Source organism: Helicobacter pylori (genome assembly GCF_014496485.1).
GTDB classification, from domain to species: domain Bacteria; phylum Campylobacterota; class Campylobacteria; order Campylobacterales; family Helicobacteraceae; genus Helicobacter; species Helicobacter pylori_DD.
The window spans coordinates 40022-55938 of sequence record NZ_JACTAX010000005.1; the positions used below are offsets into that span (position 1 = coordinate 40022).

14 protein-coding genes are annotated in these 15917 nt (G+C 39.9%); 12 read left to right on the plus strand and 2 right to left on the minus strand.

What is annotated here, in order from left to right; translation table 11 throughout:
• Positions 1-53 precede the first annotated feature (53 nt).
• Complete coding sequence (gene tsf / locus IC572_RS04025; RefSeq protein WP_187855152.1) at positions 54-1121, minus strand: translation elongation factor Ts; 1068 nt, start codon at positions 1119-1121, stop codon at positions 54-56.
• Complete coding sequence (gene rpsB / locus IC572_RS04030; protein ID WP_000258276.1) at positions 1121-1915, minus strand: 30S ribosomal protein S2; 795 nt, start codon at positions 1913-1915, stop codon at positions 1121-1123. Before rpsB ends, tsf begins: the two co-directional genes overlap by 1 nt.
• A gap of 249 nt (positions 1916-2164) precedes the next feature.
• Between rpsB and IC572_RS04035 the strand changes: the two genes are divergently transcribed.
• From IC572_RS04035 to IC572_RS04090, 12 genes are read left to right on the plus strand one after another with little or no spacing between them, the layout of a single operon-like run.
• Positions 2165-5014, plus strand: coding sequence for a RecB-like helicase (locus IC572_RS04035; RefSeq protein ID WP_187855153.1), 2850 nt, complete (start codon positions 2165-2167; stop codon positions 5012-5014).
• Positions 5015-5037: 23 nt separating this feature from the next.
• Positions 5038-6354: a sodium/proton antiporter NhaA gene (gene nhaA, locus IC572_RS04040; protein ID WP_187855154.1), complete on the plus strand. Its 1317-nt coding sequence runs from the start codon at positions 5038-5040 to the stop codon at positions 6352-6354.
• 47 nt (positions 6355-6401) lie between these two features.
• Positions 6402-6695, plus strand: a complete 294-nt coding sequence (yajC, locus tag IC572_RS04045) for a preprotein translocase subunit YajC (protein ID WP_128035270.1) — start codon at positions 6402-6404, stop codon at positions 6693-6695.
• Positions 6695-8272 carry a protein translocase subunit SecD gene (gene secD, locus IC572_RS04050; protein WP_187855155.1) on the plus strand — a complete coding sequence of 526 codons (1578 nt, stop codon included), beginning with the start codon at positions 6695-6697 and terminating at the stop codon, positions 8270-8272. The genes yajC and secD overlap by 1 nt, the downstream gene beginning before the upstream one ends.
• Positions 8273-8280: 8 nt before the next feature.
• Positions 8281-9252, plus strand: coding sequence for a protein translocase subunit SecF (secF, locus tag IC572_RS04055; RefSeq protein WP_151090095.1), 972 nt, complete (start codon positions 8281-8283; stop codon positions 9250-9252).
• 9 nt (positions 9253-9261) lie between these two features.
• Complete coding sequence (locus IC572_RS04060; RefSeq protein WP_000383778.1) at positions 9262-9600, plus strand: DUF6394 family protein; 339 nt, start codon at positions 9262-9264, stop codon at positions 9598-9600.
• 9 nt (positions 9601-9609) lie between these two features.
• Entirely contained in the window at positions 9610-12030 is a 2421-nt protein-coding gene (gene leuS / locus IC572_RS04065; RefSeq protein WP_187855156.1) for a leucine--tRNA ligase, read from the plus strand.
• Positions 12027-12539, plus strand: a complete 513-nt coding sequence (gene lptE, locus IC572_RS04070; protein ID WP_120817557.1) for an LPS assembly lipoprotein LptE — start codon at positions 12027-12029, stop codon at positions 12537-12539. Before leuS ends, lptE begins: the two co-directional genes overlap by 4 nt.
• Positions 12529-13713, plus strand: a complete 1185-nt coding sequence (locus IC572_RS04075; RefSeq protein WP_187855157.1) for a bifunctional folylpolyglutamate synthase/dihydrofolate synthase — start codon at positions 12529-12531, stop codon at positions 13711-13713. The genes lptE and IC572_RS04075 overlap by 11 nt, the downstream gene beginning before the upstream one ends.
• Positions 13713-14639, plus strand: coding sequence for a M23B family cell shape-determining DD-metalloendopeptidase Csd2 (gene csd2, locus IC572_RS04080; RefSeq protein ID WP_187855158.1), 927 nt, complete (start codon positions 13713-13715; stop codon positions 14637-14639). Before IC572_RS04075 ends, csd2 begins: the two co-directional genes overlap by 1 nt.
• Positions 14640-14647: 8 nt before the next feature.
• Positions 14648-15586 (plus strand): peptidoglycan DD-metalloendopeptidase Csd1, encoded by a 939-nt coding sequence (csd1, locus tag IC572_RS04085; RefSeq protein ID WP_053574656.1) that lies wholly within the window; start codon positions 14648-14650, stop codon positions 15584-15586.
• Positions 15505-15915: a bactofilin family protein gene (locus IC572_RS04090; RefSeq protein WP_000963940.1), complete on the plus strand. Its 411-nt coding sequence runs from the start codon at positions 15505-15507 to the stop codon at positions 15913-15915. The genes csd1 and IC572_RS04090 overlap by 82 nt, the downstream gene beginning before the upstream one ends.
• The last annotated feature ends 2 nt before the right edge of the window (positions 15916-15917 follow it).

The window sequence follows — 15917 nt, forward strand, 5'->3', positions numbered from 1 at the left end:
AAGAAAGTTGAAAGGTTAGAAGAAACAACCTTTAAAGGTTGTTTGCTAAAATCTCACTTCATTTGCAAAGCCACTTCTTCAGCGAAATTTTCTGCCTTTTTCTCAATGCCTTCGCCCAATTCAAAACGTGCATACTCAGTGATTTTTAAATCATCATCCCACTCTTTGGAACAATCAGCAATGACTTGAGCGATAGTTTTTTTATCGTCCATGACATAGAATTGCCCTAAAAGGGTTAGGCGTTGATCAATAAGGGTGTTATCAGCGATAAACCTTTCCATTTTTCCAGGAACGATTTTATCCCAGATTTTTTCAGGCTTGCCCTGCTCTTTTAATTCGTCTTCAAAAGCCTTTTTTTGACGGGCTAAAACTTCATCGCTCAATTCAATGCGACTCCCAAAAGCGGGGATGTTTTTCAAAGGTTTACCCAATCGTTTAGCCTCTTCGTTGTCTTTTTCAATTTCAGCGATCAAGGCTAAAGTTTCTTTTTTGACAAAATCAAGGCTAAAGTCTTTGCAATCTAGCACTTGAGGCTTCATCGCTGCGGCATGCATAGCGATGTTTCTAGCTAGTTCAACCACTTTTGGAGCGTTTTTTTCATTATCGTATTTTATACCGATTAACACGCCCACTCTAGCGTTAGAATGTGCATAACCATTGATGATATGAGAGCTAGGGGCTTTTAAATGAGTGATTTTCCTCACTAAAATGTTTTCACCAATCACAGCGATTTGAGAGTGCAAATACTCTTCAAAAGGCTTGTTGTCTAATAGGCTTTTAAGCAACTCTTCTGTGGTATGGATATGGTGGGCTTTGATCGTTTCTAAAGTTTTTTTAACCAATTCCTTAAAGCCCTCATTTTTAGCCACAAAATCCGTTTCGCTATTGATTTCTACCATCATCGCGCTTTTAAAATCAGGTGCTACTTCTAAAGCGACCACGCCCTCAGCAGCGATCCTATCGGCTTTTTTGGCGGCTTTACTCAAGCCTTTTTCGCGCAAGAAATCAATGGCCTTTTGCAAATCCCCAGCCACTTCCACAAGGGCTTTTTTGCAATCCATCATGCCCGCATCGGTTAAATCCCTTAATTTTTTGACTAGTTGAGCGCTAATTCCTGACATTATTCGGCTCCTTGAGTGATTTCTTTTTGGATTTCAGCGAGCATTTCTTCTTTTTCTTCATTGCTCACGAACTCTATCTCTTCGCTATTTTCATCCGCATGGACGATTTCTTCTTGCATGAGTTCTCGCCCCTCTAAAATCGCTTCGCTCATTTCTTTACAAAATAGCCTGATAGAGCGGATCGCATCGTCATTTCCAGGAATGGGGTAATCCACTAAATCAGGATCGCAGTTGGTGTCTAAGGGAGCCACGATAGGGATATGGAGTTTCCTCGCTTCAGCGACAGCGATTTTTTCTTTAGCCACATCAATCACAAAAATCATATCAGGGATTTTTTTCATGTGGCGCACCCCACCAAGATACTTGTCTAGCTTTTCTTTTTTCCTTAAAATCATGAGTTTTTCTTTTTTAGTCAATAGATCAATTTGACCGCTATTTTCCATTTCTTCAATGATTTCTAATTTTCTCACCGATTTTCTAATGGTGCTAAAATTAGTCAGCATGCCACCAAGCCAGCGGTAATTGACATAAGGGACTTGAATGCTTTCAGCAAATTCTTTCAAAGTCTCATTGGCTTGTTTTTTAGTGCCTACAAACATGATGCTCTTGCCTTGAGCGCTCGCATCGCGCACGATGTTATAAGTGTATCTAAAATAGCGCAAAGTTTTTTGCAAATCAATAATATGGATATTTTTCCTAACGCCAAAAATGAATTTTTTGGTTTTAGGGTTCCAACGCCTTGTTTGGTGTCCAAAATGCACACCGCATTCTAATAAATCTTTCATGGTTACCATGAGAATATTCTCCTTAAAGTTATTTTGGTTCTCTTCCTCCATGCTCATTTGATTCTTAAATTCTTAAGAACACCTAAATACAAGGATTAGCATGTGTGAATTTGACGCTGTCTTTGCCTTTGTTCCTATTAAAATGATAGAAAAACGACAAAACCCTATGATTATAGCAAAAGATTAGGGTTTTTTAGCTTAAGTAAAAAAGGCTTTTAGGTTATAATAAAGACAAAATAGAATTTTAGGATAGCTATAATGGATACAAAAAGACAATGCATGGCTTTAAAGGCTTCAGCAGGGAGCGGGAAGACTTTCGCTTTGAGCGTGCGGTTTTTGGCCCTATTGTTTAAGGGGGCTAATCCTAGCGAGATTTTAACGCTCACTTTCACTAAAAAAGCCACCGCCGAAATGAAAGAGCGCATTTTAGACTATTTAAAAATTTTGCAAAAAGAAGACCTTGAAAATGAAAAAGAAAAATCCCAAAATATCTTAAAAGAATTAGAAGAAAAATACCATTTAAACCCTGATTTGGTGCGAAATAGCGCTCCAAAAATCTACCAACGCTTTTTAAACGCTGAAATCAGAATCAGCACTATTGATGCGTTTTTTCAAAGCATTTTAAGGAAATTTTGCTGGTTTGTGGGGTTGAGTGCGAATTTTGAAGTCAATGAAGACACCAAAGCGCACCAGCAACAGCTTAATGAGAGTTTCTTGAGCGCTTTAAATAACAAACAGCTTGAAGAATTGAGCGTTTTTATCGCTCAATGCTTAAGTTATGAGAGTTACACAAGCGATTCTATTTTAGAGCGGTTGCGTTTTTTAAAAAACAAGCTCTATTTATTTGATCCTAATAAGAAAGAGCCTGCATTTGATGAAGAGGGTTTTTTAGAAAAACTAAGGAGCTTAAACAACCAAATTCAAAGCATAGAAACGGCGTCAGATAGGGCTAAAACAGCCATTAAATGCGATAGTTTTAGGGGATTTTTAAACAGCTCTTTAACATGGCTTGAAAAAAAGAGCGAATATCAATCTTTCAAAAAACTCAAAAGTGAAATCCCCACTTTAGAGAGCGAATGTGAAGAGATTGAAAACGATTTAAAACGCTATTATGAAGCCAAAGAAACCGCAATATTTAAAAAATTCCCTAAATTCATCCAGCTTTATGATAAAGCCACTTCTAAAATCCAAGCCCTGGATTTTGATGCGATTAAAGATAAAGTCCATGTCTTATTGAATGGTTATGAAGAGATGCCGGCAGAGTTTTTTTATTTCAGGTTGGACAGCAAGATCGCGCACATTTTGATTGATGAATTTCAAGACACGAGCTTGAACGATTATAAGATTTTAGCCCCTTTTATTGATGAGATTAAAGCCGGGATAGGGCAAGCTAAATGGCACAGGAGCGTGTTTTTTGTGGGCGATGTCAAGCAGAGCATTTATGCCTTTAGGGGGAGTTTTAGTTCTTTGTTTGAAAGCGTTGCTAAGGATTTTTACCACGATAATTTACAATTCAACCACCGCAGTTCGCCTTTGATCATTAATTATGTGAACACCATTTTTAAAAAGGCTTATCAAAATTCCCCCACCGCTTATTTGGAACAAAAATACCCTAAAACTTCTCAAAATAAACATGCTACAGACGGCTATATTAAAGTCTCTTTAGTGGCTGATGAAAGAGAATTGTTATTAGAACAAATCTTACAAGAAGCTCAAAACCTTTTAGAACATCGTATTGATCCTAAAAACATTACCATTTTATGCGCCACCAATAAGGACGCTTTAGAAATCAAAAATTATTTGCAAGAGTATTTGAGCGCAATTTGCCCAAGCACGGAATCTAGCGCTAATTTGTCTCAATTTGTAGAATCCAAAATCATTAAGAACGCTTTAGAATACGCTCTAGCGGAAGAACCTTACAAGCCTTTTTATAAGCACAGCGTTTTAAAACTCGCTGGATACTTGCATGATGATGTGATCGCTTTGCCTGGTTTTAACCCTAAAAAAGAGAGCGTGGCAGGCTTTGTGTGGAAGGTGATGGAATTGTTTGAGCTTTATGGAGAGCCTGCGCAAAGCTGCTTGGAATTAGCGGTTGGGTGCGAAGATGCCGATGGATTTTTAGAAAAATTAGAGGCTAAATCGATCGCTTCTTTCAATTCAAAAGGCGCTCAAATCATGACCATCCATGGATCTAAAGGCATGCAATTCCCTTATGTGATCGTGTGCGAACGCTTGGGCAAGCCTAATTCAAGCCATTCCAATCAACTCCTTGAAGAATATAATGGCACAGAGCTTGCACGCCTTTATTACAGAATGAAAAATCGTGAGGTCGTAGATAAAGATTACGCTAGGGCTTTAGACAAAGAAGAAGCGGCTAAAGATCACGAAGAAACCAATGTGTATTATGTCGCATTCACTAGGGCTGAGTTAGGGCTGATTGTCGTGGCCAAAGACAAAAAAGAAAGCAAAAAAGAAAGCAAGCAAGAAAGCAAAAACAAAACAATGCACGAAAAATTGGATCTTGCACCTTTAGAAGAGGGAGAAATTACGCCGGTTATTTCTCCACAAAAAGAGCCTTTAATTACAAGCACTCTCATCAAGCCCCATGCCTATGGCGAGCAAGTCCAAGAGATAGAAGAAGAGCCTAACGATTATGAAAAGAATAACGACCAAGAAGCGATCAATTTTGGTATCGCTTTGCACAAGGGATTAGAATACCAATACGCTTATAACATTCCTAAAAAAAGCGTTTTAAAATATTTAAACTACCATCATGGTTTTTATGGTTTGGATCACCAAGCGTTAGAAGAGAGTTTAGAGCTTTTTGAAAACGATGCAGAGATACAAGCTCTTTTTAAAAATTATGCCTTAAGGGGTGAAGTGGCTTTTTTATTTGAAGGGGTTGTGTCTAGGATTGATGTTTTATTGTGGGATAAGGGGCAAAATTTGTATGTTTTAGATTATAAAAGCTCTCAAAATTACCAGCAAAGCCATAAGGCGCAAGTGTCTCATTACGCTGCGTTTTTGAAAACTCAAGCCCCCCATTTTAAGATACAAGCAGGCATCATTTACGCTCATAAAAGACTGCTTGAAAAATTATGGGTCTGAAATTAAAAATTTTAAGGTTGTCTATGAATCTCAAAAAAACAGAAAACGCGCTCAGTTTGACGCTTAAGAACTTCATTAAAAGCGAATCTTTTGGAGGGATTTTCCTCTTTTTGAACGCTGTTTTAGCGATGGTGGTGGCTAATTCGTTTTTGAAAGAAAGTTATTTTGCGCTATGGCACACCCCTTTTGGGTTCCAAATAGGGGATTTTTTCATCGGCTTTAGTTTGCACAACTGGATTGATGATGTCTTAATGGCGTTATTTTTTTTAATGATAGGTTTAGAGATCAAGCGAGAATTGTTGTTTGGGGAATTATCCAGTTTCAAAAAAGCTTCTTTCCCTGTGATTGCGGCTCTTGGGGGCATGATAGCCCCAGGATTGATTTATTTTTTCCTTAACGCTGATACGCCCTCTCAGCATGGTTTTGGGATCCCTATGGCGACGGATATTGCGTTCGCTTTAGGCGTAATCATGCTTTTAGGCAAGAGGGTGCCAACCGCCTTAAAGGTTTTTTTAATCACTCTAGCGGTGGCTGATGACTTGGGGGCTATTGTGGTGATCGCGCTCTTTTATACCACGAATTTAAAATTCGCATGGCTTTTAGGGGCTTTAGGGGTGGTTCTTATTTTAGCGGTATTGAACCGCCTGAATATCCGATCGCTCATCCCCTACTTGCTTTTAGGGGTGTTGCTTTGGTTTTGCGTGCATGAGAGTGGTATCCATGCGACAATCGCTGCAGTGGTTCTAGCTTTTATGATACCGGTGAAAATCCCTAAAGATTCTAAAAATGTAGAGCTTTTGGAATTAGGCAAACGATACGCAGAAACGAGTTCAGGAGCGCTTTTGACTAAAGAGCAGCAAGAAATCTTGCATTCTATTGAAGAAAAAGCGAGCGCTTTACAAAGCCCTTTAGAAAGGTTGGAGCATTTTCTAGCCCCCATTAGCGGGTATTTCATCATGCCCTTATTCGCGTTCGCAAACGCTGGGGTGAGCGTTGATTCTAGCATCAATTTAGAAGTGGATAAGGTGCTTTTAGGGGTTATTTTAGGGCTTTGTTTGGGCAAGCCTCTAGGGATTTTCCTAATCACTTTCATAGGCGAAAAGCTTAAAATCACCGCGCGCCCTAAAGGCATCAGCTGGTGGCATATTTTAGGGGCTGGGCTTTTGGCAGGGATTGGCTTTACCATGTCTATGTTTATTTCTAATCTGGCTTTCACGAGCGAGCATAAGGACGCTATGGAAGTGGCAAAGATTGCGATTTTGCTCGGATCTTTGATTTCTGGGATCATAGGTGCTTTGTATTTATTCGCACTAGACAAAAGAGCGGCTTTAAAGAAATAGCTAAAAATGCTATAATTTGAGATTAAAACATCTTTTAAGGAAATTAAATGGGACAAATTAAAGACATTCTAACGACGCTTTTACCCCTTGTGGTGTTGTTTCTTATTTTTTATTTTTTGATCGTTCGCCCGCAACGCCAGCAACAAAAAAAGCACAAAGAAATGATAGAGGGTTTGACTAAGGGCGATAAAATCGTTACTCAAGGAGGGTTCATCGTTGAGGTGCTTAAAGCGGAAGCGAATTTTTTTAGCGTGAAACTCAATGATGACACCACCGCTAAACTTTCTAAAAACTATGTAGCGTTCAAATTAGACGAAGAAGTGGCGCAAAATAACAACTAATGAAACTTTTTAACCCTCGCTTAATCGTTTTTATTTGCGCTCTTCTTTTAGGGGTAGGGTTTTCTGTGCCTTCTTTGCTAGAAACTAAAGGCCCTAAAATCACTTTAGGCTTGGATTTAAGGGGGGGGTTAAACATGCTTTTAGGGGTGCAAACCGATGAAGCTTTAAAAAACAAGTATTTAAGCTTGGCGTCCGCTTTAGAATACAACGCTAAAAAGCAAAATATCTTGCTTAAAGACATTAAATCCAGTTTAGAAGGAATCAGTTTTGAGCTTTTAGATGAAGATGAAGCGAAAAAATTAGACGCGCTTTTATTGGAATTGCAAGGCCATAGCCAGTTTGAAATCAAAAAAGAAGCGGAGTTTTATAGCGTGAAACTCACCCCTTTAGAACAAGAAGAATTGCGTAAAAACACGATTTTGCAAGTGATAGGGATCATCCGTAACCGCTTGGATCAATTTGGTTTGGCAGAGCCTATAGTTATCCAGCAAGGTAAAGAAGAAATTTCAGTGCAATTGCCTGGCATTAAGACTTTAGAAGAAGAACGGCGCGCTAAAGACTTGATTTCAAGGTCCGCTCATTTGCAGATGATGGCGGTGGATGAAGAACACAATAAAGATGCGATGAAAATGACGGATTTAGAGGCTCAAAAATTAGGCAGCGTGTTGTTGTCTGATGTGGAAATGGGGGGTAAAATCTTGCTCAAAGCGATCCCTATTTTAGATGGCGAAATGCTTACAGATGCGAAAGTGGTGTATGATCAAAACAACCAGCCGGTGGTGAGCTTCACGCTTGATGTGCAAGGGGCTAAGATTTTTGGGGATTTCTCAGGCGCGAATGTGGGCAAACGCATGGCGATCGTTTTAGACAATAAGGTTTATTCAGCCCCGGTGATCAGAGAGCGTATTGGCGGAGGGAGCGGGCAGATTAGCGGGAATTTTAGCGTGGCTCAAGCGAGCGATTTAGCGATCGCTTTAAGGAGTGGGGCGATGAGCGCTCCCATTCAGGTTTTAGAAAAAAGGATTATAGGCCCGAGTTTAGGGAAAGACAGCGTTAAAACTTCCATTATCGCTCTGGTTGGAGGCTTTATTTTAGTGATGGGCTTTATGGCGCTTTATTACTCCATGGCGGGAGTGATCGCTTGCATAGCGTTAGTGGTCAATCTTTTTTTGATTGTGGCGGTCATGGCGATTTTTGGAGCGACGCTGACTTTACCGGGAATGGCGGGGATTGTTTTAACCGTGGGGATTGCCGTGGATGCTAATATCATTATCAATGAGCGCATTAGAGAAGTCTTAAGAGAGAATGAGGGCATCGCTAAGGCGATCCATTTAGGCTATATCAATGCGAGTAGAGCGATTTTTGATTCCAATATCACTTCCTTGATCGCTTCGGTGTTATTATACGCTTATGGCACAGGAGCGATTAAAGGCTTTGCTCTCACCACAGGCATTGGGATTTTAGCCTCTATTATTACCGCTATTATAGGCACGCAAGGGATTTATCAAGCCCTTTTACCTAAACTCACCCAAACAAAAAGCCTTTATTTTTGGTTTGGCGTGAATAAAAGAGCTTAGGAGGTTTTATGGAATTATTCAAACAAACTAGAATCTTAAGCTTCATGCGTTATTCCAATTACGGGGTGGTTGTTTCAGCGATCTTAGTTCTTCTAGCGTTGGGGCTTTTGTTTTTTAAAGGGTTTTCTTTAGGGATTGATTTTGCGGGGGGGAGTTTGGTGCAAGTGCGTTACGCTCAAAACGCCCCCGTTAAAGAAGTGCGCGATCTGTTTGAAAAAGAAGCTCGCTTTAAAGGCGTGCAAGTGAGCGAATTTGGCTCTAAAGAAGAAATTTTAATCAAATTCCCTTTTGTAGAAACGGCCGAAAATGAAGATTTGAACGCTATCGTGGCTAACATTTTAAAACCCAGTGGCGATTTTGAAATCCGTAAATTTGACACCGTGGGCCCTAGAGTGGGGAGCGAGTTGAAAGAAAAGGGCATTTTGTCGCTGATTTTAGCGCTAATGGCGATCATGGTTTATGTGAGTTTCCGCTATGAATGGCGTTTCGCTTTAGCGAGCGTTATTGCACTTGTGCATGACGTGATTTTAGTGGCAAGCTCAGTGATTGTTTTTAAGATTGATATGAATTTGGAAGTGATTGCGGCCTTGCTCACCTTGATCGGGTATTCTATTAATGATACGATCATTATTTTTGATCGGATCAGAGAAGAGATGCTCTCTCAAAAAACCAAAAATGCCATTCAAGCCATTGATGAAGCCATTTCTAGCACGCTCACGCGCACGCTTTTAACTTCTTTAACCGTGTTTTTTGTGGTGTTGATTTTGTGCGTGTTTGGGAGTAAGATCATCATTGGCTTTTCATTGCCCATGCTAATAGGCACGATTGTAGGGACTTACAGCTCTATTTTCATCGCCCCTAAAGTAGCGTTATTGTTAGGCTTTGATATGGGTAAATATTATGAGAATGAGGCTAGAAAAATCAAAAAAGCTCAAGAGAAAGAAAAAATGCGCCGTCTGTATGAGGGCGGTCAAGTTTAAGGAGTTTCTATGGATTGGGGTCGGGTCGTTCATGTGCTGTTCAGCCTTATTTCTTTAACCACCATTGCAGGGTTTTTGTATGAGCCTAACACGGTGGTGTTGTTTGTAGCGTTAGCTTTAAATCTTATTTCTGTTACGCTCAAAATTGGGGTGATCAAGCGTTTCGCTTCAGAGCTATTGGCCAGCTCTTTAGCCACCGTGTTGCACCTCATACCGGCGTTTGTGTTTTTACAGATCTTAAATAATTTGGTTACAGCTTACATGCTCATGATTGGGGCGTTGATTAGTAACGCTTTCAGCCTCATCTTTTTGTTGATTGAAAGCGTTGTAACGAGCGAAACGGATTAAGGGGTAACGATGGATTTTATCAATATAGAAAAAAAATGGCAAGAATTTTGGTGGAAAAATAAGAGTTTTGAACCTAAAGACGATTTTAATCTCCCTAAAAAATACATTCTAAGCATGCTGCCTTATCCTAGTGGGGAAATCCACATGGGGCATGTGCGCAATTACACCATTGGCGATGCTTTGGCGCGTTATTATCGTTTGCACCATTATAATGTGTTACACCCTATGGGGTTTGATTCTTTTGGGATGCCTGCAGAAAATGCGGCCATTAAGCATGGTATCCACCCTAAAACCTGGACTTATGAAAACATTGAAGCCATGCAAAAAGAGTTTGAAGCTTTAGGGTTTTCTTTTTCTAAAAACAGGGAATTTGCCACTTCAGATCCGGATTACACGAAATTTGAACAGCAATTTTTCATTGACTTGTGGGAAAAGGGGCTAATTTATCGCAAGAAAGCCATGCTCAATTGGTGCCCTAACGACAAAACCGTTTTAGCTAATGAGCAAGTCATTGATGGGAGGTGTTGGCGTTGCGATACGGAAGTCATTCAAAAAGAACTCTATCAATATTATTTGAAGATCACAAATTACGCTGAAGAATTGCTAAAAGACTTAGAAACTTTAGAAAATCATTGGCCTTCTCAAGTCCTAATCATGCAAAAAAACTGGATAGGGAAATCTAGCGGGTTGCAATTTGGTTTTAAAATCGCTGATGAGTGCTTGAAAGCTTGCAACGGCATTCAAGAAATTGAAGTTTTTACCACAAGAGCGGATACTATTTATGGTGTAACTTACATTGCGATCGCCCCAGAACACCCTTTAGTAGAGCATGCCATTAAGCGAGTGAGCCAAGAAGATTCAAAGATTATTAAAGCGATTTTAAACACGACTCAAAGAGAAAGAGCCTTAGAGAAAAAAGGGGCGTTTTTAGGCGTTTATGCTATCCACCCTTTAACGAAGCAAAAAATCCCTGTTTGGGTGGCTAATTTCGCCCTAGCTAATTATGGTTCTGGGGCGTTAATGGGCGTGCCAGCCTGCGATGAAAGGGATTTTGAATTCGCCAATCTTTATCATATCCCTATTAAAGTGATCACTCAAAGTTCTCAAAGTTTGCCCCACACCAAAGAAGAGGTTTTAAAAAATAGCGGGGAGTGGAGCGATCTTTCTAGCTCAGTGGCCAGAGAAAAAATCATCGCTTATTTTGAAAAAGAAAACCTCGGTAAAAGGGTCATTAACTACCGCTTGCAAGATTGGGGAGTGAGCCGTCAAAGGTATTGGGGAGCGCCCATTCCTATGATTCATTGCAAAAATTGCGGGATTGTGCCTGAAACCCAACTGCCGGTAACTTTACCTGAAGACATTGTGATTGATGGGGAGGGCAATCCGTTAGAAAAGCATGCGAGTTGGAAATTCGCTCAATGCCCTAAATGCCACAAAGACGCTTTAAGAGAAACAGACACCATGGATACTTTCATCCAATCCAGTTGGTATTTCTTGCGCTACACCACCCCCAAAAATCAGCGTGAAAATCAAGCGTTTGATCAAAACTACTTGAAGTATTTCATGCCAGTGGACACTTATATTGGCGGTATTGAACATGCGATTTTGCACTTGTTATACGCGCGCTTTTTCACTAAGGCTTTAAGGGATTTGGGCTATCTCAATTTAGATGAGCCTTTCAAACAGCTCATCACTCAAGGCATGGTCTTAAAAGATGGCGCTAAAATGAGCAAATCTAAAGGCAATGTCGTTAGCCCCAAAGAAATACTTAAAAAATACGGGGCCGATGCCGCAAGGCTTTTTATCCTTTTTGCTGCCCCGCCGGCTAAAGAATTGGAATGGAATGACAACGCTTTAGAAGGCGCGCACCGGTTTATCAAGCGCTTATATGACAAAGCGAATGCCATTACCCCTACCAATTCTAAGCCTGAATTTAAAGAAGTCAGCCTGAATGAAGCGCAAAAATTAGCCCGCAAAAAAGTCTATGAAGCGTTAAAAAAATCGCATGAAATTTTCAATAAGGCTGAAAGCGCTTACGCGTTTAACACTTTGATCGCAAGTTGCATGGAGGCTTTAAACGCTTTGAGTGCGCAAAGTGATGAGCGGATTTTATGCGAGGGTTATTTTGTGTTGTTGCAAATTTTAGAGCCTATTATCCCACACACCGCATGGGAGTTGAGTGAGAGGCTTTTTAAAAGAGAGAATTTCAAACCTATAGAAGTAGATGAAAGCGCTTTGATGGAAGACTTTATGACTTTAGGGCTTACCATTAATGGCAAAAGGCGTGCGGAATTGAAAGTCAATATTAACGCTAGTAAAGAAGAAATTATTGTTTTGGCTAAAAAAGAATTAGAGAAATATTTAGAAAACGCGAGCGTTAAAAAAGAAATTTATGTGCCTAATAAGCTTGTTAATTTTGTTATCGCATGAGAGCTTTACTTTTTTTTATTTTGTTGTTTTGGTTCAAGGGCTGTGGGTATAAACCCATCGCCACTTACGCTCAAAACGCGCTTGGCGATAGCGTGTATGTAAAACTCATTGTGAATTTGCCTAACCCTGAAAACTCTGTAGAGTTTAAAGACTTGATGAATCGTTTAGTCGTGCAACGCTTCCAAAACCGCTTAGCGAGTGAAAAGGATGCGGATTCTATCATTATCATAGAAATCACGAATGTAACCGATACGAGCATCACGCAAAATAAAGAAGGTTTTACGACTTTCTATCGCGCAACCGTGTCTGTGAATTACACCTACGATAACAAAAGAGGCACACAAAAGACTTTTCAAAATAGCGGGTATTATAATTACGCTGTGAATTTGCAAGACCCCCTTAATACCTACCAGAACCGCTATTACGCTATCAATCAGGCTGTGGAGCAAACTTTGACTAAATTTGTGGCTCAAATCGCTTATGAGGGGAAATTCAATAATGAAAAATAGCCCTTTGAATGGATTGAATGGATTAAAGGCGTTTTTAGAAACAAAGCCTAAAGAATACCATAAGTTTGACCCTAGCCGTTTCATTCAAATTTATAAAGATTTTAAAAACGCTTTTTTTGAGATTCAAGCGAAAGTCATTCACATTGTAGGGACTAATGGCAAGGGCAGCACAGGGCGGTTTTTAACCCTTTTATTAGCCGATCAAAATTTTAAGGTATTGCATTTCACCTCCCCTCATGTTTTTGAATTTAGGGAGCGCTTTTTTGTGAATGGCTCTGTTGTTGAAGAAAGCGTTTTAGAAAACGCCCACCAGCAATTGCAATCACACGCTTTCAGCAACGCTTGCTCGTATTTTGAATACGCTACCTTACTAGCCGTCATGCTCGCTAAAGATTGCGATTATTTGGTTTTAGAAGCAGGGCTTGGGGGGGAGTTTGACAGCACGAACGCTTTAGAAAAAACCCTAAGCGTTTTCACCCCCATTGATTACGATCATAAGGAATTTTTAGGGGATAGTTTAGAAAGCATTGCGACTACTAAATTAAAAGCGATGGGCCCTCTTAATATCATCGCTCCCCAACAAGAATTGGTTTTAAATGTGGCTCAAAAAATCGCCAAAGAAAAACACGCAAAATTGATTGTGGTTCAAAATGAAATTTCAAAAGGAGTAAGAGATTATATTGAACGCCACCATTTAGCCCATTTTTTAGCGATGAATTTGGAAGTGGCCCTAAAAGCGTTTGAAACGCTATTGCCATGCAATAAACAAGAAGTTTTAAAAAATCTAAAGCCCCTAAATTTAATCGGCCGTTGCGAGCTTTTAAGCCCTAACATTTTAATAGACGTGGGGCATAACCCCCATAGCGCTAAAGCCTTAAAAGAAGAAATCAAGCGCGTTTTTAACGCTCCAATCGTTTTGATTTATAATTGCTATCAAGATAAAGACGCTTTTTTGGTGCTAGAAATTTTAAAGCCTGTCATTAAAAAGGTTTTGATTTTAGAATTGCACCAAGAAAGAATTATCCAATTAGAAAAGCTTAAAGGGATTTTAGAAACTTTAGGGTTAGAACACGCTTTGTTTGAAGATTTGGAAGAAAATGAAAATTATTTGGTGTATGGCTCATTTCTGGTAGCCAACGCTTTTTATGAACGCTATCAAAAGAAGAGGGATTGATGCCGCAAAACCAGCTTGTGATCACCATCATTGATGAATCAGGCTCTAAACAGCTCAAATTTTCTAAAAATTTAAAACGCAACCTCATCATTGCTGTTGTCATTCTTTTATTGATCGTGGGGCTTGGCGTAGGGTTTTTAAAATTTTTAATCGCTAAAATGGATACGATGACAAGCGAGAGGAATGCGGTTTTAAGGGATTTTAGGGATTTGTATCAAAAAAATTACACTTTGACAAAAGAGATTAAAAACAAGCGAGAAGAGCTCTTTATTGTGGGGCAAAAGATTCGCGGGTTGGAATCCTTGATTGAAGTCAAAAGAGGGGCCAATGGGGGCGTGCATCTTTATGATGAAGTGGATTTAGAAAATTTGAATTTGGCTCAAAAACATTTAGCGCTCATGCTCATTCCTAATGGCATGCCCCTAAAAACTTATAGCGCGATCAAACCCACCAAAGAAAGGAACCACCCCATTAAAAAAATTAAGGGCGTTGAATCCGGGATTGATTTTATCGCACCATTAAACACGCCTATTTATGCGAGCGCTGATGGGATTGTGGATTTTGTGAGGACCAATTCTAATGTGGGGTATGGGAACTTGGTGCGCATTGAGCATGCGTTTGGTTTTAGCTCCATTTACACGCATTTAGATCATGTCAATGTGCAACCCAAAAGCTTTATCCAAAAAGGGCAGTTGGTTGGCTATAGCGGGAAGAGCGGTAATAGCGGCGGTGAAAAATTGCATTATGAAGTGCGCTTTTTGGGTAAAATTTTAGACGCAGAAAAATTTCTAACATGGGATTTGGATCATTTCCAAAGCGCTTTAGAAGAAAATAAATTTATTGAATGGAAGAATCTGTTTTGGGTTTTAGAAGACATCGTCCAGCTCCAAGAGCATGTGGATAAAGACGCGCTCATAAGCCAGTAAGGATTTTAGTGTTTTTAGACAGGCGTTTGATTGTGATGGTTACGGACTCTAAAGGAAGCCGTTATATTAATGTTCATATCTTATTCCGTCAAATTGGCCTATATGCGCTTTTGAGCGTTGTGGGATCTTTATTGTTTTTAGGCATTTCGTTACTGGTTTTAAATAAAGAAATTAGAAATATTGAAAAGCAGCATGCTTTAATCACTAAAGAATTTGAGAAAAAAAAAGAGACTAATGAAAAGCTTTCTTTGCAAATGGATGAATTTTTAGACGATTTGCAACTTTCAGGGGAGCGCATCAACGATTTAGAAGAAGTGGTGGGGGTGAATAGGCCTGAAGAAGAAAAAGAAGAGGGTAATTTTTCCAGCCGTTTGGATGTGGCTGGGATTACCGGGCTTCAAAAAAGCTTTATCATGCGTCTTATCCCTAATGACTACCCGCTAGAATCCTATCGGCGCGTTTCAGCTGCCTTTAATAAAAGAATCCACCCTATTTTGCATGTGCTGCACAACCATACCGGGCTTGACTTGAGCACCGCTATTAACACCCCTGTGTATGCGAGCGCGAGCGGGGTAGTGGGGTTAGCGAGCAAAGGGTGGAATGGGGGGTATGGGAATTTGATTAAAGTTTTCCACCCTTTTGGTTTTAAAACCTACTACGCCCATTTGAATAAAATCGTCGTAAAAACGGGCGAATTTGTCAAAAAAGGGCAGTTGATTGGGTATAGTGGTAATACAGGAATGAGTACAGGGCCGCATTTGCATTATGAAGTGCGCTTCTTAGATCAACCCATAAACCCCATGAGTTTCACCAAATGGAACATGAAAAATTTTGAAGAAGTTTTCAATAAAGAAAGGAGCATCAGATGGCAATCTTTGATAACAATAATAAATCGGCTAATGCAAAAACAGGACCAGCGACTATCATCGCTCAAGGCACAAAAATAAAGGGTGAGCTTCATTTGGATTACCATTTGCATGTGGATGGCGAATTAGAGGGGGTGGTGCATTCTAAAAGCACGGTGGTGATCGGGCAAACCGGCTCGGTAGTGGGTGAGATTTTCGCTAATAAATTAGTGGTCAGTGGCAAGTTCACTGGCACGGTGGAAGCGGAAGTGGTAGAAATCATGCCTTTAGGACGCCTTGATGGTAAGATCTCTAGTCAAGAGCTTGTGGTGGAAAGGAAAGGGATTTTGATTGGGGAGACTCGCCCTAAAAACCTTCAAGGGGGCGCGTTGTTGATCAATGAGCAAGAAAAGAAAATTGAAAATAAATAGGG

Excerpts from the sequence above, each read along its gene's own strand:
- tsf (WP_187855152.1), bottom strand. The coding sequence starts at position 1,121 with ATGTCAGGAATTAGCGCTCAACTAGTCAAAAAATTAAGGGATTTAACC.
- rpsB (WP_000258276.1), bottom strand. The coding sequence starts at position 1,915 with ATGGTAACCATGAAAGATTTATTAGAATGCGGTGTGCATTTTGGACAC.
- IC572_RS04035 (WP_187855153.1), top strand. The coding sequence starts at position 2,165 with ATGGATACAAAAAGACAATGCATGGCTTTAAAGGCTTCAGCAGGGAGC.
- nhaA (WP_187855154.1), top strand. The coding sequence starts at position 5,038 with ATGAATCTCAAAAAAACAGAAAACGCGCTCAGTTTGACGCTTAAGAAC.
- yajC (WP_128035270.1), top strand. The coding sequence starts at position 6,402 with ATGGGACAAATTAAAGACATTCTAACGACGCTTTTACCCCTTGTGGTG.
- secD (WP_187855155.1), top strand. The coding sequence starts at position 6,695 with ATGAAACTTTTTAACCCTCGCTTAATCGTTTTTATTTGCGCTCTTCTT.
- secF (WP_151090095.1), top strand. The coding sequence starts at position 8,281 with ATGGAATTATTCAAACAAACTAGAATCTTAAGCTTCATGCGTTATTCC.
- IC572_RS04060 (WP_000383778.1), top strand. The coding sequence starts at position 9,262 with ATGGATTGGGGTCGGGTCGTTCATGTGCTGTTCAGCCTTATTTCTTTA.
- leuS (WP_187855156.1), top strand. The coding sequence starts at position 9,610 with ATGGATTTTATCAATATAGAAAAAAAATGGCAAGAATTTTGGTGGAAA.
- lptE (WP_120817557.1), top strand. The coding sequence starts at position 12,027 with ATGAGAGCTTTACTTTTTTTTATTTTGTTGTTTTGGTTCAAGGGCTGT.
- IC572_RS04075 (WP_187855157.1), top strand. The coding sequence starts at position 12,529 with ATGAAAAATAGCCCTTTGAATGGATTGAATGGATTAAAGGCGTTTTTA.
- csd2 (WP_187855158.1), top strand. The coding sequence starts at position 13,713 with ATGCCGCAAAACCAGCTTGTGATCACCATCATTGATGAATCAGGCTCT.
- IC572_RS04090 (WP_000963940.1), top strand. The coding sequence starts at position 15,505 with ATGGCAATCTTTGATAACAATAATAAATCGGCTAATGCAAAAACAGGA.